Below are 19,059 nucleotides of genomic sequence, written 5' to 3' on the forward strand. Positions count from 1 at the left end.
TCGTCCAGAATTTCCCAAGCCCATGCCCCAACTCCAAATTCCAGGTTCGACGCTGGCTGGCTTGGCGCTCGCTGGCTTTTTTCATTCCGTCCGGCGTCTTAAATATTGACTCATTTAGTCCGGTATTGCACTGACTAATAAACATGATGATTCAAGTCAAGAAATGAATCGGCATTTGCAACGCCTAGCCAGTTGCCCGGCACAGGAAAGGGATCGAAAGAGATGAACACCCACAATCCCAACGACTTCCGTTACCGCGTCCGCCGTTCCGAGGAGACGCCGACCCGCTTCGACCGGGTGCCGCTGGCGGTGCGGACGCTGTCCTCCAACACGCTGTTCCAGGGCGAGCACGAGATCGGCATCGAGCACCATGGCGCGCTCTATCGGCTGAAGATCACCCGCCAGGGCAAGCTCATCCTCAACAAGTGACGAAACGACCAAACACGGCAGACAGGTAAGCAGGACATGGACCAGCGCGCAAAACCCGCCCCGCATGAAATCCGGCGGGCGCGGGCAGACAATCCGAAAGCGCGCGAGCGCGATCTTGCCGCCGAGCTCGGTATTTCCGAGGCCGAGCTGGTGGCCGCGCATTGCGGCGACGGCGTCGTGCGCGTCGAGCCCAGGGTCAACGATCTTCTGACCGGCCTCGACGCCGTCGGCGAAGTGATGGCGCTGACCCGCAACGAAAGCGCGGTGCACGAGAAGATCGGCGTCTACAACAAGGTTGTCACAGGCACGCACGACGCCATGGTGCTGGGCGAAAACATCGACCTGCGTATCTTTCCAAAGGTCTGGGCGCATGGCTTTGCCGTCGAGAAGCGCGACGGTGGCGACATCCGCCGCAGCCTGCAATTCTTCGACGCGGCCGGCGATGCGGTGCACAAGGTGCATCTGCGGCCGGCGTCTAATCTCTATGTCTACCAGAAGCTCGTGGCCGCACTCGAATCGCCGAACCAGGAGGCGACCGTGTCTATCGCAGGCCTGGCCGACGACGACGCGGAGACGTCGGGCATTGCCGCAGACATCGATGATCTGCGCGACCGCTGGAGCCGGCTGACCGACGTGCATCAGTTCTTTGGCATGTTGAAAACGCTGAAGCTCACCCGCCGCCAGGCCGTGCGCATGGTCGGCCAGGACTATGCCTGGCTGCTCGACAATGATGCCATCGGCGCCATGTTCCACCATGCCGCCGCCGACGGCATGCCGATCATGTGTTTTGTCGGAAACCGAGGCTGCATCCAGATCCATTCCGGTCCCGTCAAGTCGATCAGGCCGATGGGGCCGTGGATCAACGTGATGGACGAGACGTTCCACCTGCATCTGCGCACCGACCACATCCAGGAGGCGTGGGCGGTGCGCAAACCGACCAAGGACGGTCATGTCACCTCGCTCGAAGCCTATGGCGCCGACGGCAAGATGATCATCCAGTTCTTCGGCGAGCGCCATGAAGGCGAGGGCGAGCGCGACGACTGGCGGTTCCTCGCCGAAAATCTGCCGCGCATTCCAAGCCCGACCGCAGCCTGAGGAAACGACGATGATTTCACTGTTCAGGACGCTTGCCGCGGCCATGGGCCTGTCGCTGTTTATTGCCGCCCCAGTGCCGGCCAGCGAGAACGTGGCCGTGTTTGCCGACACGTCGCGGATCGTGGCGATCGGCGGTTCGATCACCGAGATCGTCTACGCGCTTGGCGAGGAAGGTCATCTCGTCGCCCGCGATTCGACCAGCCGCTACCCCGCCGCCGCGGTCGCGCTGCCCGACGTCGGCTATATGCGCCAGCTGTCGCCGGAAGGCGTGTTGTCGGTCAATCCTTCGGGCATTCTGGCGCTGCATGGCAGTGGGCCGAAGGAAGCGGTCGATGTGCTGAAAAAGTCGAGCGTTCCGTTCATCGACGTGCCCGAGCATTACAGCCATGACGGCATCCTGGAAAAGATCCGCATCGTCGGCAAGGCGCTCGGCGTCGACGCCAAGGCCGAGACGCTGGTGGCTGAGACCGACGCCAAGCTGAAGGCGGCCGAGAAGCAGACGGCGTCGATCAAGCAGCGCAAGCGCATCCTGTTCGTGCTGTCGATCCAGGGCGGCAAGATCCTGGCCGCCGGCACCGACACCGCCGGTGATGGCATCATCAAGCTCGCCGGTGCGGTCAACGCCGTCGAAGGTTTTTCCGGCTACAAGCAGATGTCCGACGAGGCCATCGTAACCGCCAGGCCGGACGTGATCCTGGCCATGAAGAATGCCGGACCGCCGATTGCGGAGGCCGAGCTTTTCGCCATCCCGTCGATCACCTCGACGCCGGCGGGTGAAGGCCGCAAACTGATCCTGATGGATGGCAGCTATCTGCTCGGCTTCGGGCCGCGCACGGCCGATGCCATCCACGATCTCGCAGTCTCGCTCTATGGCAGCCAGGTCACGGACTGAGCCGATGGTGGATCAGTCGATCGCCGGCACGGCGCGCAAGATGGCCGAGGGCGATCGTTCCGGGCGCGCGCGCCTGGTTATTTTGCTCCTGTGCGTGGCCCTTGCCCTTTCGCTGTTCCTGTCTCTGAGGTCGGGCGCTTCCGATGCATCGGCCGTCGGTGTCATTCGTGACTGGCTAACCGGCGCCGTGCCGGCCGACGCCGCGCTTGGCGCCCGCGACCGGCTGATCGTCTACGACATCCGCATGCCGCGCGTGCTGCTCGGCGTGCTCATCGGGGCGGCACTGGCCGTATCGGGTGCGGTCATGCAAGGCCTGTTTCGCAACCCGCTCGCCGATCCCGGCCTGATCGGCGTTTCCGCCGGGTCGAGCCTCGGCGCGGTCGCCGTCATCGTGCTCGGCACGACGTGGCTGGCGCCGCTCACTCTGGCGCTCGGCGGGCTGGCCTTGCCGCTCGCCGCTTTCTGCGGCGGCCTTGCGGTCACGCTGGTGCTCTACCGCGTCGCCACGCGGCAGGGGCGCACATCGGTCGCTACCATGCTGCTTGCCGGCATTGCGCTCGCAGCCCTTGCCATGGCGCTGACCGGTATCCTGATTTTCATGGCCGACGACCGGCAGTTGCGCGACCTGACCTTCTGGCAACTGGGCTCGCTGGGCGGCGCGACCTGGCCGAAGATCGCTTCCGTCGGTCCGATCATCATCCTGGCGCTTGCGGCAATGCCGTTCCTGGCCAAAGGCCTCAACGCCCTGGCGCTCGGCGAGGCGACGGCCGGACATCTCGGCATCCCGGTACAGCGGCTGAAATACACCGGGATCGTCGGCGTCTCGGCAGCGGTCGGCGCCTCTGTCGCAGTCAGCGGAGGCATCGGTTTTGTCGGCATCGTCGTGCCGCATCTGCTGCGGCTGCTGATCGGTCCGGACAATCGCTATCTCTTGCCGGCATCGGCGCTGCTCGGCGCCTCGATGCTGCTGCTTGCCGACGCAGTTGCCCGCGTCATCGTGGCGCCGGCCGAATTGCCGATCGGCATCGTCACGGCGATCGCCGGCGCGCCGTTCTTCCTCTGGATCCTGCTGCGCAAGCGCGGCGTAATCGACTTGTGAGGCGGCATGATCGAAGCACGCGATGTCTCGGTGGCGATCGGCGGCAAACGCATCGTCGCTAATGTCGATTTTGTCGCACGGCCGGGCGAGATCGCCGCCATCGTAGGACCGAACGGCTCGGGCAAGACGACTTTCTTGAAGGCGTTGTCGGGCGATCTGGCGTTTACGGGGACAGTGGCCGTCAACGGGCGCGACCTCTCCGAGATGAAGCCGGTGGAGGCCGCGACCGTGCGTGCCGTGCTGCCGCAGACCGCGACGCTGTCCTTTCCCTTCACCGTGCACGAAGTGGTCAGGCTCGGCCTTATCGGCGGCCGTTCCGGCGTTCTGCCGGGCGAAGATGATCGTCTGCCCGAGCGGGCGCTGGCGCGGGTCGACCTCGACGGCTTTGCCGGCCGCTTCTATCAGGAGCTTTCGGGCGGCGAACAACAGCGTGTGCAGCTGGCGCGCGTGCTGTGCCAGGTCTGGGCGCCGGTGCTGGACGGCAAGCCGCGCTATCTCTATCTCGACGAGCCGGTCTCCAGCCTCGATATCAAGCACCAGCTGATCATCATGAACATCGCCCGCGATTTCGCCCGGCGCGGCGGCGGTGTGATCGCCATCCTGCACGACCTCAATCTGACGGCCATGTATGCCGACCGGATTTTCGTGATGCATCGCGGCCGGCTCGCCGCCGACGGTTCACCGCAGGAGGTGCTGAGCGACGATCTGATCGAAAAGGTGTTCGATTGTCGGCTAAGGGTCGGTGTGTTGCCGGCGGCGAACATGCCGTTCGTCTTGCCGCAGTCAGCCGCCTAAAAGCGCGTCGCGTTTGAACGGACTCAGGCGACGCGCTTTAGGTCTTTGTTTTTATGCATGTCGTTGTCTCAAAACCGGGGCCACTTTTGAGCGACATGCACTAGAAAACTCAGGCGGCCGGAGCTCGCTGGACCAGCATGTCGATGCCGAGCAAATGACGCACATTCGGGCGCGCCGCCACCATATCGGCGATAGTGTAGCGGGAGAGTACGGCAAAGAAGGCGTTGAGCGCCTCGCGCAGCGCCGAATTCAGCTGGCAGCTGTCGACCAGCGGGCATTCGGCGGCGTCGTTTTCGAAGCACTCGGCCATGGCGAAGCTCTCTTCGGTCACCCGTACGACGTCGAACAGGCTGATCTGCTCGGCGGGGCGGCCGATTCTCACGCCGCCATTCCTGCCGCGCACCGTCTCGACCAGGCCATGCTCGACCAGCGGCTGCAGGATCTTGAACAGGAAAAGCTCCGACACCGAATAGGCGGCCGCAATCTCGGGGATGCGGCTCAGGCGATCGTTGTTGGCGGCGCAATACATCAGGATGCGCATGGCGTAGTTGGTCTGGCGCGTCAGCCGCATTTCATTCCTCACCCGAGTCCTGGCGCGTTGGAACTGCACCAGATTTTAGATTGTGCTGGTGCGGCTTTCTCACCCGGAGTTTCGGATTCGCCCACACTGGCCTGATCGGAATATGGCCTATACCTTGGAACAATTCCAGACTGGCATTGCATGATAGATGAACATTCTTGTCAACTTTGCGTGCGAAACCGACAATTCCCGGACGAAATCGGCCCATCCGATCATGCTACGGGCCCAAACACCCCCTAAATAGCCCATGCAAGATAGCCAAGAGATCGATGAGGAGCGGCGTATCATGTCCCAATCGGCTTCGTCCCTGGCGCCTGGCGGTTTTGATGCCGAGACGGGCGCCAAGCTTTTCGCGTTGCGGCGGACAAAGTTCCTCGCCACGGCTGCGCTGGTGCTTTGCGTCGTGGTTTTTGCCGTGGCCAAATCGTTCGAGGCCAAGTATCCGTGGCTGGGCTTCGTGGCGGCCTTCGCGGAGGCGGCGACCATTGGCGGCCTGGCCGACTGGTACGCGGTGGTGGCGCTGTTCAAGCGGCCGCTGGGCCTGCCGATCCCGCACACCGCCATCATCCCAGCGAACCAGAACCGCATCGCCGATAATCTGGGCCGCTTCATCGAGGTCAATTTTCTGGCGCCGGAGCCGGTGCGCGAAAAGCTGGCCGAGGTTGATTTTGCAGCACTCGTCGCCGACTGGCTGACTGACGCCGAACGCTCTGCCGGCCTGTCGCGCTTCGTCGTGCGGTTGGTGCCGCAGACGCTTGCGGCGATCGAGCAATCCGGCCTGCGCGGCTTCGTCACCAGCCGCATGCTGGAGCAGATCGACAAGGTGCCGCTGGCGCCGCTGGCCGCCGAATTGCTGTCGGCGCTCACCGACGACCGCCGCCACCAGAAACTGTTCGACGAATTCACCAGGGTGATTGGCCGGTTCCTGAACGACGAGGAAGCGCTGGCGACCATGCGCGAAAAGATCCGCGAGGAATTGCCGTCGCTGTTCAACCTGTTCAGAGCCGACGCCTATCTGCTGAAGAAGATCGTCGCTTCCGCCGGTTCGCTGCTTGACGAGGTGCGGGCCGATCCCGACCATCCGATGCGCGCCGAATTCGACCGTTTCGCGCACAGCTTCATCGAGCGGCTCAGAACCTCGAAGCAATACGCCAAACGGGCCGAGAAGCTGAAGCGCGATTTCCTGGCGCGGCCGGAAGTGAAGTCGCTCGCCGGCGACATGTGGCAGAGCCTCAGCCTGTTCATCGAACAGGACGCCAAGGCGGAGAATTCGATTGTTCGCGCGCATCTCGCCAACATGTTCGTCGAGGTCGGCCGCCATCTCTCAGGCGATCCGCAGATCAGGGCCGACATGAACCAGGGCTTTGTCGTGGCGCTGTCGTCATTCGTCGAGAGCCAGAAGAGCGGTGTGTCGACGTTCATCGCCGATCAGGTCAAGCGCTGGGACCTTGCCCAGCTGACGAGGCTGATCGAGATCAACATCGGCAGGGACCTGCAATATATCCGCTTCAATGGCATGATTATTGGCGGCCTGACCGGTCTCGTGCTCTACACGGCTGAGAGGCTGTTTCTCGCTGGCTGATGCTGCATTTGCCGCTGAATTGCTTGGGCGTCCGAATGGACACACGGCGCGCGAGTGCTATTGTCCAGAACAGGGTTCAGCATTTGCGACACTGGGGAGCACGAGCAATGGCCACACAACCCGACTCCGATTCGTTCCTTGACATGTTCAGCCGGTTCGGCCGTGACCTGAAGGTGCCGAATGTCGAGGCGATCCTCGCGCATCATCGCAAGAACCTCGAGGCCCTGGAAAGATCGGCGCGGGCGGGAGCTGCCGGCGCGACCTCATTGTTGTCCAGACAGCGCGAGATGCTGCAGGACACGCTGCGTGAAGTCAGCGACATGGCGCAGAGCTACAAGGCGCCGGGCAATCCCCAGGAACTGATGACAAAACAGGCGGAGTTCGCCAGGAAATCCTTCGAAGCCGCCCTGAAAAATGCCGGCGAAGTGGCCGAGCTGGTCAAGAAATCCGGCACCGAATCGATCGAAATCCTGCGCAGCCGCATCAAGGAAGCGATGGAGGAAATCCGCTCGGGCTATGACAAGAAGTGACTCTCAACGCAACCATGAGAGGAGTGGGCCGGTTCCGGCGCATGAGCATGGACGAGGGACGCTGTTTGGCGGAAAATGGCGGAACGGAATCGCAACGGGCGAATTGACAGGAGCCGTCCGTTCGTGGTCCGAGGCACTGGGAGCCATCGGGAAAGCAGGAATGACGGAACTACGGCCGAAAACGCCGCCGACCTTCGAGCAGTTAAGGGCAATGGCCGGGCAGGAGCTCGGCGTGTCGGAATGGACGACCGTCGACCAGAACCGCATCAACCAGTTTGCCGAATGCACAGGCGACCATCAGTGGATCCACGTCGATCCGGAGCGGGCGAAGCGGCAGAGCCCATTTCGCACCACGATCGCGCATGGCTATCTGACGCTGTCGATCATCGGCGCGCTGGCGCTGGGCATGGGCATCGTCCCCGAAAACACGCAAGCCGCCTTCAATTACGGCTTCGACAAGGTGCGGTTCCTGGCGCCTGTCAGGGTCGGCGCACGCATCCGGCTGCGCACGACGCTGTTGTCGGTGGAGGACAAGGGGCCGGGCCAGTATCTGATGAAGGCCGCCAACACTGTCGAGATCGAGGGCGAACAGAGGCCGGCTCTGACCGCCGAAACGCTGGTCATGCTTTATGAGCGGCGCAAGCGGGCGGGAGCGTAAGCTCCCCATCTTCGGTCATGATGGCTGTTGCCGCACCGACAGCCTGCCGCCGGCGCGGGTCGAGAGCAGTGCCAGCAACAGCGCAGCCACCGCCAGGACCGTTGCCGTCTGAAAGGTAACCTGCATGCCGCGCGCGGCTGCCGCTGAGGTCAGCATGTCCTGGCTTTGCCGTTCTCCCGTCGAGGCAGCCGCAAAAATGGCGCCCATAAGCGATGCGCCGGTGATCAGGCCGAGATTGCGCGACAGATTGAGCAGGCCGGACACCACGCCGCGCTCGCCGGCAGCGACACCGCTCATGACGGCGGCATTGTTGGATGTCTGGAACAGGGCGTACCCGAAGCAGGTGACGGCGATCGGCACGATATAGCTGGCAATGCCGAGTTTTGTTGCGGCGAGCGACAACAATGAGGTTCCGACGGCAAGACTGAACAGTCCGACGACCATCATCCTGTGCGCGCCGAAGCGATCGGTGAGGCGGCCGGCGACGAGCGCCGAGAGCGCGGAGACCAGCGGACCTGTCGACAGGACCACGCCGACCATCGCAGCATCGAGCCCCAGCGCTCGCGACAGATAGAATGGAGCGACCACCAGGGTCGCCATCATCACTGTGGCGACAACGAGGTTCGTGGCGAGGCTGGCGCTGAGCCGGATGTCGTACAACCGGGCAAGCCGGATCAAGGGATTCTTCGCCCTCTTCTGCGCGACGCCGAACAGAACGACGCCGATGCCGGCGGCAACCAGCAGGCCGGTGTTGAGGGCGCCGAAATGGCCGCGGCCGAGCGTCATGGCCAATGCATAGGCGGCCAGCGTCAGGGCCAGCAAGACCGTCCCGATCGCATCGAAGCTGTTTTGAGCTGCTTCCGCAGTCTTGTCGCGGGCAGGCAGGGCCAGCGAGGCGAGGGCAAAGGTCAGGAGGCCGAGCGGCACATTGACGAGGAAGATCGCCCGCCAGCCGAAGCCGGCGATCAGCAAGCCGCCGAGCGAGGGTCCGAGCGTCGTGCCGATCGCCGACATGGCGCCGAGCAGGCCCATGGCGCTGCCGGTTCTCTCCTTGGTCACGGTCTCCGCGACAAAGGCCAGCGTCAACGCCATCATCAGCGCGGCACCCAGTCCTTGTACGGCGCGCGCCGCAATCAGCAGCCAGAGCGTCGGCGCCAGGCCGCAGAGCACCGAAGCCAGTGTGAACAGCGCGATGCCGCCGAGCAGCAACGGCCGGCGGCCGAGCATATCGGCCAGCCGACCGGCGCTGACGATCAGGGCCGTGATGGCGAGCAGATAGGCGAGAACCACCCATTGCACGGACTGGAACGGCGCACCGAACGCCTGCATGAGGGAAGGCAGTCCGACGCTGGCAATGCTGGTTCCAAGCGACGACAGCAGCGTGGCGAGCGACAGGCTGGCCAATGCCAAGACAGGAGAGTGGGCCAGGCCTGCGGACCGGGTGTTGTGCGGCGCCGATGCGCACTCGTTCTGCTCAGCAATTGCCATGGCGATTTCCTCCTTGTCAGTCCCGCAACCGGACCTGTCGGAGATCTAGTCGTCAGGATGGAATGGCGGAAGGCGCATCATTTGCATCTTATTCGTGCACCAAACGCCATGGCATGTGCTACAATCCGCCGATGGCATCGCCAGATCTCAATCTGCTGTTCGCTCTCGACGTCCTGCTGACCGAAGGTAGCGTGGCTCGCGCGGCAACCCGGCTGCGGCTCAGCCCTTCGGCGATGAGCCGCACGCTGGCGCGGCTGCGGGAAGCGACCGGCGATCCGCTGCTGGTCCGCGCCGGCCGCGGCCTGGTCCCGACGCCGCGCGCGGAGGCATTGCGGCAGCAGGCCGGCCGTGTCGTCCACGATGCGGAAACGCTATTGCGTCCCGCCAGGCTGCTCGATCTGGCAAAGCTGAACCAGATCTTCACGCTGCGCACCAATGAAGGGTTCGTCGAGGAATTCGGGCCGCGTCTTGTCGCCCGCATCCAGGCCGAGGCGCCGGGCGCGCGGCTGCGCTTTAGGCCCAAATCCGACAAGGATGTCGCCTCGCTGCGCGACTCGGACATCGACCTCGAAATCGGCGTTGCCGGCGAGGCCGGACCTGAAGTGCTGATACAGGCGCTGTTTCGCGACCGCTTCGTCGGTGCTGTGCGAGCCGGCCACCCTTTGAGTGAAGGCGCGGTAACGCCTGAACGCTACGCGGCCGGCCGCCACATCAGCGTTTCACGGCGGGGTCGGGAAAGAGGGCCGATCGATCAGACTTTGGCGCTGCTCGGCCTGCAGCGAACCGTGGCGTGCATGGTCTCCGGCTTTTCGGCTGCACTCTCCATGGCGCGCGCTTCGGACCTTATTGCCAGCGTGCCCGAACGGCACACGCAAGGCGCACGCGCCGGCATGGTCAGCTTTCTGCTGCCGGTCGCCACGGTGGAGGTCACCATCTCGATGCTCTGGCATCCACGGCTCGATGCCGATCCGGCGCAACGCTGGCTGCGAGATTGCGTTCGGGAGGTCTGCGCGGCCTCCCGCTGAGCCCTCAGCGCGCCATTGCCCCCTTGAGCACCCTGAAAATCCGCTCGTCCTGGCACTGGGCAACGTTGAAGCGCAGGAAGCGGCTGGCGGTTCCCGACAGGCTGAATGCGTTGCCGGGCGCCAATACGATGTTGTCGGCCAGCGCGCGGCGGGCGATTTCGGCTGCGTCCACGCCATCGGGCAGGCCGCACCACAGGAACAGTCCGGCGGGCTGGTCGATCCAGGGCGCGATGCCGATCGCCTTCAGGCGCGCGCTCGTCTCGCCCATGGCGCGGGAAAGGCGCGCGCGCAGCAGATCCATGTGCTTGCGGTAGCTGCCATCCCTAAGCAGCGTCAGCACAAGTTCGGCCGCCAGCCTGCCCCCGCCGAAGGTGGTGGCGATCTTGAGGTCGGTGAGCTGTTCGATCCAGTCGCGGGGTGCGGCGATAAAGCCGCAGCGCACCGAGGCCGACAGCGTCTTGGAGAAGCTGCCGATATGGACGACGCGGTTGAGGCCGTCGAACGCCGCCAGCCGAGGCGCTGGGCTGTGCTCGAAATCGGCGAAGATATCGTCCTCGATGATGGTCAGGTCCGACTGGTCGGCGAGTTTCAGCAGCCGGTGCGCAGTGACCGGCGACAGGATCGCGCCGGTCGGGTTGTGGATGGCGGAATTGGTGATGTAGAGGCGCGGCTTGTGCTCGGTCAACGCCTGCGCGAACAGCTCGATATCCGGTCCCGATGGCGTGTAGGGCACGCTGACCACGTTGGCGCGGTGGGCGCGCAGCAGCGCGTGAAAATTGAAATAGCAGGGGTCGTCGAGCAGCACGGTATCGCCGGGTTCGATCAGGAAGCGGCACAGAAGATCGATGGCCTGCGTGCCCGATTCGGTCAGCATGATCTGTTCGGGCGAGACCTCGATGCCGTGGCCGGCCATGCGCCGCGCGAGCAATTGCCTGAGCGGCGGCAGGCCGAGCGGCGTGCCGTAATCGGCAAGGTCGACATCGTCAGCGCGTGCAACGGTGCGCAGCGCCCGGCGCAGGGCGGACTGCGGCATCCACGAGGCCGGCATCCAGCCGCAGCCGGGTTTCAGCATGTCGTCGCCGGCTTCCAGTGACTGGCGCGAAACCCAAAGCGGATCGACAGCGCGGTCGAGCCGCGGGCCGATCTCGGCCAGCGACAGTGGCGCCAGCGATCCGGCGGCATAGAAACCCGAGCCCGGCCGGGAGCGTATCGCGCCTTCGGCAGCGAGCCGCTCATAGGCTTCGACCACGGTCGACTTGGACACCTGCATGGCTTTGGCGAAGGCGCGGATCGAGGGCAGCCGCGCGCCCGGCGTCAGGCTGCGCGCGGCAATCCGCTGACGGATGGTCGCCATGACAGTTTCGACCAGAGTGGCCGCGGCAACAGTGCGTGCGGTGTCGACTTCCAGAACGAGACCAGTCATCTGTATTGCTCAATCAGCCATTACAGTTTAGCGAAATTGTACTGCATTGTCTCTGGCTGCACCATAGGCACTTGCCCGATAGAGGGCAAAGCAATGGAGCCTGGAATGGACAAGACCGCGAGCGGCTGGGTGAACGGATTCATCGGCGTGTTGATCTTCTCAGGCTCGCTGCCGGCGACGCGCGTCGCCGTGGCGGAGTTCGATCCGACATTCCTGACCTCGGCCCGCGCCGCGATTGCCGGGCTGCTTGGTCTCGCGATGCTCGTCCTGTTCCAGCAGAAGCGCCCGGCGCGCAGCGATTTTCTGTCGCTGGTGATCGTCGCCCTTGGGGTGGTTGTCGGCTTTCCCTTGCTCACCGCTCTGGCGCTCAAGCACGTCACCTCTGCCCACTCTATCATCTTCGTCGGCCTGCTGCCGCTGGCCACCGCGATCTTCGGCGTGCTGCGCGGTGGCGAGCGTCCGCGCCCGGCCTTCTGGCTGTTTTCCTGCATCGGCAGCGCGCTGGTCGCCGGTTTTGCCCTGATGCAAGGCGTGACGGCCTCACCTGTCGGCGACGGCCTGATGCTGGCCGCCATCATCGTCTGCGGCCTGGGCTATGCCGAGGGGGCGGCATTGTCGCGCAGGCTGGGCGGCTGGCAGGTGATCTGCTGGGCGCTGGCGATCTCGCTGCCGATCATGCTGGTTCTGACCTTTGCGACGCTGCCGTCGTCCTTCGCCGGCGTCGGCTCCGGCGCCTGGATGGGTCTCGCCTATGTCTCGCTGTTCAGCATGCTGATCGGCTTCGTGTTCTGGTACCGCGGCCTGGCCCAAGGCGGCATCGCCGCCGTCGGGCAATTGCAGTTGCTGCAGCCCTTCTTCGGACTGGCGCTGGCGGCGACGCTTCTGCACGAGCAGGTCAGCCCGCTGATGGTGGTTGTCACGCTGGGTGTGGTCGCCTGCGTGGTCGGGGCAAAGAGGTTTGCGCGGTAGGATTGGCTGATTCGGCCGCGGTCTCATTAATGTGAAATGACAGAACTTGGTGGAAGCAGTCACTCCGCGATCAGGTTGGGCCACGAGTCGGAAAGCGGAGCGGGGTTGCCGGATCAAGGCCAACCTCGAAAACCCGAAGCGGTACAACTGTATCGTGTGGATGAACGCGGCCGGGCCAATTTCCCCATACCACCTCAGCCATAAACCTGCGGCCGCGACATTCGACCTCAATCAAGTCACCAACCACCGGAGCCGTTCCAGCAAATCGGTTTTCGTCTGCGCGAAGCTCACGTTCCGTGACTACTTCGCCATCCTTTAGTGCAATACGCTTTACCCAATAGGCCATAGCGACAGTATAGTCCTGTGTGTGGCTGGTCCAGCCAGGTTCAATCCGATGATCGCTTGGGGTCGATTCTGACGGACTAGCGCAACCTTGTCGAGCGATTCTACTGGCGTCTTGGTTGCATGGACTGTTCTGCAATTTCTATCGAATCGCTGTCAGAATTTCGTCACAACCCCGATGCCAATCCCCTCGAACCCGCCCATCGCCATCAGGGCGGCTGGCGCCTCGTCGAGGCTGATCTTTCTGCCGACCAGCAGATCGGGCTTCAGCTTGCCGGTGCGGATCATTTCCATCATTGCGGGGTAGCGATGGGCCTGCATGCCGTGGCTGCCGAGGATTTCGAGCTCGAAGGCAATCACCTTGTCCATCGGCACCTGTGGCCGGGCATGCTCGCCCAGCATCAGGCCAACCTGCACATGGCGGCCACGCCGGCGCAGATTGGAAATCGAGTTGAACGACGTCGTGGGGTGGCCGAGCGCGTCCATCGACATGTGTGCGCCGCCATTGGTGATCTGCTTGACCGCCTTGACGACATTCGGCGTGTTCGAGGCATTGATGGTCGCCACGGCGCCGATCTTTTTGGCGAACTCCAGCTTCTCGTCGGTAAGGTCGATGGCAATGACATTGGCGCCCATGGAACTGGCGATCATGATCGCCGACAGGCCGACGCCGCCGCAGCCATGCACCGCCACCCATTCGCCCGGCGTGACCCGGCCCTGGTCGACAATGGCGCGAAACGAGGTGACGAAGCGGCAGCCGAGGCTGGCGGCGGTGGCGAATTCCATCTCCTCGGGCAGCCGCACGAGGTTGGTGTCGGCATGTTCGATGGCGACATATTCGGCAAACGAGCCCCAGGCGGTGAAGCCTGGCTGCGTTTGATGCTCGCAGACCTGGTGGTTGCCGGAGGTGCATTCGAAACAGCGGCCGCAGCCGACGCAGAACGGCACGGTGACGCGTTCGCCGGCCTTCCAGCGGGTTACCCGCTTGCCGACGGCTACGACAATGCCGGCCAGTTCGTGACCGGGAACATGCGGCAGGGTGATGCCGTCATCATGGCCCATCCAGCCATGCCAGTCGCTGCGGCACAGCCCCGTCGCCTCGACCTTGATGACGACGCCATCGGCGGCCGGCTTCGGATCCGGCACGGTCTGGATCGTCGGCGCTTGGCCGAATTTCTCGAAGACGACGGCTTTCATCGGGTGGTCCTCATGCTCTGCGCCAGTGCGCTTCTATTCCGCATCTATCTGATTCTCCGGTGCTGCCTTCTGAAAGGCCGGCAGCGCCATGCAGGCGGCGTGGATGCGCGAGATCTCGGGGTAGGGTGTCAGGTCGACGCCGAAGCGGGCGTTGCTGGCGATCTGGGCGACCAGGCAGATGTCGGCGAGACCCGGTGCGTCGCCATGGCAAAATGTGCCGGTCTCATCCGATGAAGCCAGAATCTTTTCAAGCGGCTGGAACCCTTCGTTCACCCAGTGGCGAAACCAGTGGATGACATCCTGGTCGCCGGCGCCGAACAAAGTGCGCAGCGAGGTCAGCACCCGCAGATTGTTCACCGGGTGGATGTCGCAGGCGATCATCTGCGCCAGCATTCGCACACGCGCCCGGCCGAGCGCGTCCTTCGGCAACAGCGGCGGTTCGGGATGGGTCTCGTCGAGATATTCGATGATCGCCAGCGACTGCGTCAACAGCGTGCCGTCGCCCAGGATCAGCGCCGGTACCAGCGCTTGCGGATTGACCGCGCGGTAAGCCGGCTCCAGATGGTCGCCATGACGCAGATGATGCGGCACGTAATCGTAGCTTAGCCCCTTCATCTCGAGCGCGATGCGCACGCGGTAGGAGGTGGAGGAGCGGTAGTAGTTGTGGAGGACGAGGTCGCTCATCGGGTCACGGCTTGTCGGTGGAATCTTGGCCGACGGTGATCTCGATGGTGCCGATGCCGTCGACGCCGCCGGTCATCGTCTGTCCCGACGCGACCGCGCCGACGCCCGCCGGCGTGCCGGTGAAGATCAGGTCGCCCGGTTGTAGTACAACCGCACTGCTGCAGATCGAAACGATATCGGCGATCGGCCAGATCAGTTCGGCGAGGTCGCCCTCCTGCTTCACCGCGCCGTCGACGGCGAGCCAAATGCGGCCCTTTTGCGGATGGCCGGATTTGGCGGCCGGCACCAGCGGACCGCAGGGTGCCGAGCGGTCGAAGGCCTTGGACCAATCCCAGGGCCGCGCTGCTTTCTTGGCTTCGTCCTGCAGGTCGCGGCGGGTGAGGTCGATGCCGGCGCCGTAGCCCCAGACATGGTCTAGCGCCTCAGCGCGGGGAATGCGGAAGCCGGCCTTGCCGATCGCAGCGACCAGCTCGATCTCGTGGTGCAGGTTCTTGGTCAGCGGCGGGTAGGGGATCGTGGTGCCGGAATCGACCACCGCGTCGGCCGGCTTGGTGAAGAAGAAGGGCGGGTCGCGTTCGTCATTGCCGAGTTCGCGGGCGTGCGCGGCGTAGTTGCGGCCGACGCAGAAGATGCGGCGGACCGCAAAGCGCTCGGCCGAGCCTTCTATGGCGACCGATGGGGTTGCGGGCAAGGGGAGGACGAAGTCTGTCATGCCAGGTCTTTCTGCTTCAACTGCCGGCACATTTGACCGATTTGGACCGCCGGGCAAGGCAGGAGCCTCCGCAAAAGCGTCGGCTGCGCCTTGATTGTCTGATAAAGTCGGCTTCGCCTCCTGGGGTTAAGATTGCGATAGACTATTTGCCAATAAGCTGGCCATACCAGCGGGAGTATCGTGCCCAGGGAGGACTGAAACGAACACCATGACCGCAGTCAACGATCGCGCCCGGTTTCTGATCATCGACGACCATCCGCTGTTTCGCGAGGCGCTGCACAGCGCCGTGCAGATGGCCTATCCGGAAGTCGACACCGTGGAGGCGCGCTCGATCGCCGAGGCGCTCGATCTCCTGGGTGGGATAAAACCGTTCGATCTGGCGCTGCTCGATCTCAACATGCCTGATGTCCATGGCTTCGATGGACTGCTGCAACTCAGGACCCGCCATCCGCGGCTGCCGGTGGTCGTCGTCTCGGGCTATGAGGAGCCGAAGATCATCTCCGAGGCGTTGTCCTATGGCGCTGCCGGCTTCATCCCGAAATCGGCGCGCAAGAGCGATCTTGCGGCCGCAATCCGCTCGGTGATGGAGGGCGCGATCTATGTGCCGGAGACATATGAGGGACAGCCGCCCGACGCCGACAGCGCCGACCGCGCCGATATGGTGCAGCGGCTGGCCAAATTGACGCCGCAGCAGCTGCGCGTGCTGCAGATGCTGCGCCAGGGCCTGCTGAACAAGCAGATCGCCTACGAGCTGCAGGTCGGCGAGACCACGGTCAAGGCGCATGTCTCGGAGATCCTGCGCAAGCTCAACGTCTACAGCCGCACGCAAGCGGTGATTGAGGTGTCGAAGCTGGACAATGCGGAGCTGTTTCGCGATCAGGCCGGGTTTTGATCTTTACCCTCCCCCTTGTGGGGAGGGTCGATCCGCGAAGCGGAGCGGGGTGGGGGAGCTTGGCGCTGCACCCCGCCCCGGCGCTGCGCGCCGACCCTCCCCATCGAGGGGAGGGTATGGGGCTCAAGCCAGCAGATGCGCCAGCAGCGCCCTTAGCTGCGCCGGCTTTAGCGGCTTCCGCATCAGCTCTATGCCTGCGGCGCGGGCTGCCTTGGCGACGGCCTCCGATCCGTCGGCGGTGACGATCAGCGCCGGCACGGCGCGGCCGAGATAATCGCGGACTTCGGCGATGGTGGCGGTGCCGAGGTCGCCGTCGTCGAGATGCTGGTCGGCAATGACGATGTCGGGCACCCAGTCGGTGTCGCCAAGCAGGCTGATCGCAGCCTCGGTCGAAGTCGCGGCGCGCACCAGGCACTGCCAGCGCTCGAGCAGGAAGGTCATCGCCTGCAACACGTCGGCGTCATTTTCGACCAGCAGGACCTTGGTGCCGAACAGGCCGTAGCCGCGCGGCCGCTCCATCTCGGCAAGGCTGGCGATGGCGTCGGCGCTGGCGCCGATGCCGACCGGCACGTCGATGTGGAAGATGGTGCCGCGCCCAACCCTCGAGGAGAACGTCACGGGATGACCGAGCGCGGCGGCCATGCGCCGCACGATGGCAAGGCCCAGGCCCAGCCCGCCGCCGGAGATCCCGGTATCGGCTGGAATGGCGGAGCCGCGATGGAACTCCTCGAAAACCGCCTCGCGCTGATCCTCGGGAATGCCGCAGCCGGTGTCGGCGACATCGATGCGGATGGTGTCGCCGCGATGCCTGGTGCCGACCAGCACGCCGCCGAAGCGGGTGTAGCGCAGAGCGTTGGACAGGATATTCTGCAGGATGCGGCGCAAGAGCGTGCGGTCCGAACGCACCACGGCGCTGACCGGGCGGAACTTCAGCGCCAGCCCCTTCATCTCGGCCACGGGCAGGAAATCCGACCGCAGCGAGGAAAACAGCGTCTCCAGATTGACATCGCCGATGTCGGGCTGGACCACGCCGGCATCGAGCTTGGAAATGTCGAGCAGCGTGCGCAACAGGTCTTCCATGGTCTCCAGCGAGCGCTCGACCTGGCGGACCAGCTTCTTGCCCTCGTCGCTGGTCTGCACTTCGGCCAGCGCCGAGACGGAGAGGTGGGCGGCGTTCAGCGGCTGCAGCACGTCATGGCTGGCGGCGGCCAGGAACCTGGTCTTGGACAGGTTTGCCAGCTCGGCGTTTTCCTTGGCGGCGCTGAGGTCGATGTTCGACTGTTCCAGCCGGCGCAAGGTCGAGTGCAGTTCCTCGGTGCGCATACGCACGCGGTTTTCAAGTGAAATCGCGGTCTGGAACAGCGAGAAGGCATTGCCTTGCTGGTCCATCGAGCGCTCGACGCGGCTGACCAGAGCGGCGTTGATCTTCTTCAGCCTGTCGACGTCGTCGATGTCCCTGAGCGGCATGGGCTATTCCGCCGCCTGGCGTTCGCCGAAGGCGATGCCGGTGAAGGTTTGGTTCAGATGCATCGAGCGGTACTGTTCGCCATAGGTGCCGAAGCCGATGACATTGTTGACCCGGTAGAGCTCCGAAATGTCGCGGAACACCTGGCGGTTGCGCGCATCGAGCCGGCGCAGCACGCAATCGAAGCCGAGGATCATGTCGATGCCGCCGAGCCGTTGCTCGACGTCGCGCAGTGCTGCGCGCGTCGATTCCACCATGTCCTTGGGCTGGGCGATGGACAGCACGACGCCGTCGTCTATGGCGCAGAAGAAAGACAGCGATCCGTCGGCATGCATCTTCTGGATCGAGCGGCAGTAATATTCGCCGCCCACTTTCACCACCACCGGGTGCGAGGCGAAGCTCATCGGCGTCAGGTTCTGCGCAACGATGCCGACCGAGGCGGCATATTCCTCAGCCGCGTTGGTGGCGTTGAATTCGCGCACGGTGCGGTGGTCCGGATCGGATGCCGTCACCACCAGCTTCTCGTCGGTTGGGATGAAATTGTCGGTCTTGAAGACATGGAACGGTATCTCGGTGGCGATCAGCACAATGATGGCGCTGTCGGACGCTACCTTGCCGTTCGAAATCAGCCTGGTGGTTTCGAATTTCAAATCGTCGCCCGCCGAACCGCCGATCAGCGGGATGTCGTCCAGCCCCCAATGGATGGCCGAGGTCACCGCTTCCTCTGCAAAGGACAGGCCGTCGATGAAGCAGAGCGCGAAAGTGCTTTTGGCATGGCAACTGCCGGTGCGTCCGCGTAGCAGGCGCCGCAAGCCCTCGACTTCATCAGTGATCCTGTCCATGCCCGACGAGGAGAGATTGTCGACCATGGTGCTGACCGCCGAAAACGACGCGGAGGGAAAGAGCAGCGCCAGCACATGGCCTTCCTCCAGGCCCTGGGGGGTAATCTCGCCGGCGGTCGAGCAGGCGGCGTAGGCCAGCGTCGGCGCGTGGGTCTTCAGCCCTTGCGAAAGGACGCTCGCGTCAAACAAGCTCTGGGAGAAGAACAGCAGGGCAAAGCCGGCATCGATGGCTGCGGCCTCGACGGCGACCGCCAGGGCGAATGCATCGGCGTCGGGCTCGTCGGTGGTGAGCGCCGACAGACCGGATGCATAGCTCGTCCGTGAACTGGCCAGAGGCTTCCTCCCGATATCCTCCGACGC

19 protein-coding genes are annotated in these 19,059 nt (G+C 64.1%); 11 read left to right on the top strand and 8 right to left on the bottom strand.

The features are described from left to right. Positions 1-222: 222 nt before the first annotated feature. Genes hemP through NKI05_RS04510 form a run of 5 tightly spaced genes read left to right on the top strand, consistent with a single transcriptional unit; the run spans position 223 to position 4,310 of the window. Positions 223-429, top strand: a complete 207-nt coding sequence (hemP, locus tag NKI05_RS04490; protein WP_023673860.1) for a hemin uptake protein HemP — start codon at positions 223-225, stop codon at positions 427-429. Positions 430-465: 36 nt separating this feature from the next. Next, positions 466-1,524, top strand: coding sequence for a hemin-degrading factor (locus NKI05_RS04495; RefSeq protein WP_023815473.1), 1,059 nt, complete (start codon positions 466-468; stop codon positions 1,522-1,524). 10 nt (positions 1,525-1,534) lie between these two features. Next, positions 1,535-2,416 (top strand): heme/hemin ABC transporter substrate-binding protein, encoded by an 882-nt coding sequence (locus NKI05_RS04500; protein WP_023815472.1) that lies wholly within the window; start codon positions 1,535-1,537, stop codon positions 2,414-2,416. Between the two features lie 4 nt (positions 2,417-2,420). Further along, positions 2,421-3,515: a FecCD family ABC transporter permease gene (locus NKI05_RS04505; protein ID WP_352792197.1), complete on the top strand. Its 1,095-nt coding sequence runs from the start codon at positions 2,421-2,423 to the stop codon at positions 3,513-3,515. Between the two features lie 6 nt (positions 3,516-3,521). Next, on the top strand, positions 3,522-4,310 hold the full coding sequence (locus NKI05_RS04510; protein WP_023815471.1) for a heme ABC transporter ATP-binding protein: 789 nt from the start codon (positions 3,522-3,524) through the stop codon (positions 4,308-4,310). A 109-nt stretch (positions 4,311-4,419) separates the two neighbouring features. Here the strand turns inward: NKI05_RS04510 and rirA are convergent, their stop codons facing one another. After that, positions 4,420-4,881: an iron-responsive transcriptional regulator RirA gene (gene rirA, locus NKI05_RS04515; protein ID WP_023672640.1), complete on the bottom strand. Its 462-nt coding sequence runs from the start codon at positions 4,879-4,881 to the stop codon at positions 4,420-4,422. A gap of 295 nt (positions 4,882-5,176) precedes the next feature. On the opposite strand from rirA, the gene NKI05_RS04520 reads away from it, so the two are divergent. From NKI05_RS04520 to NKI05_RS04530, 3 genes are all read left to right on the top strand, one after another. Then, positions 5,177-6,472, top strand: a complete 1,296-nt coding sequence (locus tag NKI05_RS04520) for a DUF445 domain-containing protein (RefSeq protein ID WP_023815470.1) — start codon at positions 5,177-5,179, stop codon at positions 6,470-6,472. Between the two features lie 107 nt (positions 6,473-6,579). Further along, positions 6,580-7,002, top strand: coding sequence for a phasin family protein (locus NKI05_RS04525; protein WP_023815469.1), 423 nt, complete (start codon positions 6,580-6,582; stop codon positions 7,000-7,002). Between the two features lie 160 nt (positions 7,003-7,162). Continuing rightward, positions 7,163-7,660 (top strand): MaoC family dehydratase, encoded by a 498-nt coding sequence (locus NKI05_RS04530; protein ID WP_023681725.1) that lies wholly within the window; start codon positions 7,163-7,165, stop codon positions 7,658-7,660. Between the two features lie 15 nt (positions 7,661-7,675). On the opposite strand, the gene NKI05_RS04535 is transcribed toward NKI05_RS04530, so the two are convergent. Further along, a complete protein-coding gene (locus tag NKI05_RS04535) occupies positions 7,676-9,148 on the bottom strand; it encodes an MFS transporter (protein ID WP_023735265.1) in 1,473 nt (490 codons plus the stop codon). 131 nt (positions 9,149-9,279) lie between these two features. Here NKI05_RS04535 and NKI05_RS04540 point away from each other — a divergent pair, with 131 nt between their 5' ends. Then, positions 9,280-10,173 carry a LysR family transcriptional regulator gene (locus NKI05_RS04540; protein ID WP_023815468.1) on the top strand — a complete coding sequence of 298 codons (894 nt, stop codon included), beginning with the start codon at positions 9,280-9,282 and terminating at the stop codon, positions 10,171-10,173. Positions 10,174-10,177: 4 nt separating this feature from the next. Here the strand turns inward: NKI05_RS04540 and NKI05_RS04545 are convergent, their stop codons facing one another. After that, the gene (locus NKI05_RS04545) at positions 10,178-11,596 is read right to left on the bottom strand and encodes an aminotransferase-like domain-containing protein (protein WP_031205404.1); all 1,419 of its coding nucleotides are present in this window, start codon (positions 11,594-11,596) and stop codon (positions 10,178-10,180) included. Positions 11,597-11,701: 105 nt separating this feature from the next. Between NKI05_RS04545 and NKI05_RS04550 the strand changes: the two genes are divergently transcribed. Next, a complete protein-coding gene (locus tag NKI05_RS04550) occupies positions 11,702-12,565 on the top strand; it encodes a DMT family transporter (RefSeq protein WP_023815466.1) in 864 nt (287 codons plus the stop codon). A gap of 498 nt (positions 12,566-13,063) precedes the next feature. Here the strand turns inward: NKI05_RS04550 and NKI05_RS04555 are convergent, their stop codons facing one another. From NKI05_RS04555 to NKI05_RS04565, 3 genes are read right to left on the bottom strand one after another with little or no spacing between them, the layout of a single operon-like run. Then, entirely contained in the window at positions 13,064-14,104 is a 1,041-nt protein-coding gene (locus NKI05_RS04555) for a zinc-dependent alcohol dehydrogenase family protein (protein ID WP_023751579.1), read from the bottom strand. Positions 14,105-14,137: 33 nt separating this feature from the next. Continuing rightward, entirely contained in the window at positions 14,138-14,788 is a 651-nt protein-coding gene (maiA, locus tag NKI05_RS04560; protein ID WP_352499600.1) for a maleylacetoacetate isomerase, read from the bottom strand. A gap of 4 nt (positions 14,789-14,792) precedes the next feature. Next, positions 14,793-15,500 carry a fumarylacetoacetate hydrolase family protein gene (locus tag NKI05_RS04565; RefSeq protein WP_023815463.1) on the bottom strand — a complete coding sequence of 236 codons (708 nt, stop codon included), beginning with the start codon at positions 15,498-15,500 and terminating at the stop codon, positions 14,793-14,795. A gap of 208 nt (positions 15,501-15,708) precedes the next feature. On the opposite strand from NKI05_RS04565, the gene NKI05_RS04570 reads away from it, so the two are divergent. Beyond that, positions 15,709-16,392 (top strand): response regulator, encoded by a 684-nt coding sequence (locus tag NKI05_RS04570; RefSeq protein WP_023701705.1) that lies wholly within the window; start codon positions 15,709-15,711, stop codon positions 16,390-16,392. A gap of 123 nt (positions 16,393-16,515) precedes the next feature. Here the strand turns inward: NKI05_RS04570 and NKI05_RS04575 are convergent, their stop codons facing one another. Both NKI05_RS04575 and NKI05_RS04580 read right to left on the bottom strand, forming a co-directional pair. Next, on the bottom strand, positions 16,516-17,859 hold the full coding sequence (locus tag NKI05_RS04575; RefSeq protein ID WP_023805427.1) for a hybrid sensor histidine kinase/response regulator: 1,344 nt from the start codon (positions 17,857-17,859) through the stop codon (positions 16,516-16,518). Between the two features lie 3 nt (positions 17,860-17,862). Continuing rightward, positions 17,863-18,999: an FIST signal transduction protein gene (locus tag NKI05_RS04580; protein ID WP_031200506.1), complete on the bottom strand. Its 1,137-nt coding sequence runs from the start codon at positions 18,997-18,999 to the stop codon at positions 17,863-17,865. Positions 19,000-19,059: the final 60 nt, after the last annotated feature.

The organism is Mesorhizobium sp. M0771 (genome assembly GCF_040320155.1).
Taxonomy (GTDB): domain Bacteria; phylum Pseudomonadota; class Alphaproteobacteria; order Rhizobiales; family Rhizobiaceae; genus Mesorhizobium.

Coding starts and splice junctions, on each gene's coding strand:
- NKI05_RS04575 (WP_023805427.1), bottom strand. CDS start 17,859: ATGCCGCTCAGGGACATCGACGACGTCGACAGGCTGAAGAAGATCAAC.
- hemP (WP_023673860.1), top strand. CDS start 223: ATGAACACCCACAATCCCAACGACTTCCGTTACCGCGTCCGCCGTTCC.
- NKI05_RS04530 (WP_023681725.1), top strand. CDS start 7,163: ATGACGGAACTACGGCCGAAAACGCCGCCGACCTTCGAGCAGTTAAGG.
- NKI05_RS04500 (WP_023815472.1), top strand. CDS start 1,535: ATGATTTCACTGTTCAGGACGCTTGCCGCGGCCATGGGCCTGTCGCTG.
- NKI05_RS04540 (WP_023815468.1), top strand. CDS start 9,280: ATGGCATCGCCAGATCTCAATCTGCTGTTCGCTCTCGACGTCCTGCTG.
- maiA (WP_352499600.1), bottom strand. CDS start 14,788: ATGAGCGACCTCGTCCTCCACAACTACTACCGCTCCTCCACCTCCTAC.
- NKI05_RS04550 (WP_023815466.1), top strand. CDS start 11,702: ATGGACAAGACCGCGAGCGGCTGGGTGAACGGATTCATCGGCGTGTTG.
- NKI05_RS04555 (WP_023751579.1), bottom strand. CDS start 14,104: ATGAAAGCCGTCGTCTTCGAGAAATTCGGCCAAGCGCCGACGATCCAG.
- NKI05_RS04520 (WP_023815470.1), top strand. CDS start 5,177: ATGTCCCAATCGGCTTCGTCCCTGGCGCCTGGCGGTTTTGATGCCGAG.
- NKI05_RS04525 (WP_023815469.1), top strand. CDS start 6,580: ATGGCCACACAACCCGACTCCGATTCGTTCCTTGACATGTTCAGCCGG.
- NKI05_RS04505 (WP_352792197.1), top strand. CDS start 2,421: ATGGTGGATCAGTCGATCGCCGGCACGGCGCGCAAGATGGCCGAGGGC.
- NKI05_RS04495 (WP_023815473.1), top strand. CDS start 466: ATGGACCAGCGCGCAAAACCCGCCCCGCATGAAATCCGGCGGGCGCGG.
- NKI05_RS04570 (WP_023701705.1), top strand. CDS start 15,709: ATGACCGCAGTCAACGATCGCGCCCGGTTTCTGATCATCGACGACCAT.
- rirA (WP_023672640.1), bottom strand. CDS start 4,881: ATGCGGCTGACGCGCCAGACCAACTACGCCATGCGCATCCTGATGTAT.
- NKI05_RS04545 (WP_031205404.1), bottom strand. CDS start 11,596: ATGACTGGTCTCGTTCTGGAAGTCGACACCGCACGCACTGTTGCCGCG.
- NKI05_RS04535 (WP_023735265.1), bottom strand. CDS start 9,148: ATGGCAATTGCTGAGCAGAACGAGTGCGCATCGGCGCCGCACAACACC.
- NKI05_RS04565 (WP_023815463.1), bottom strand. CDS start 15,500: ATGACAGACTTCGTCCTCCCCTTGCCCGCAACCCCATCGGTCGCCATA.
- NKI05_RS04510 (WP_023815471.1), top strand. CDS start 3,522: ATGATCGAAGCACGCGATGTCTCGGTGGCGATCGGCGGCAAACGCATC.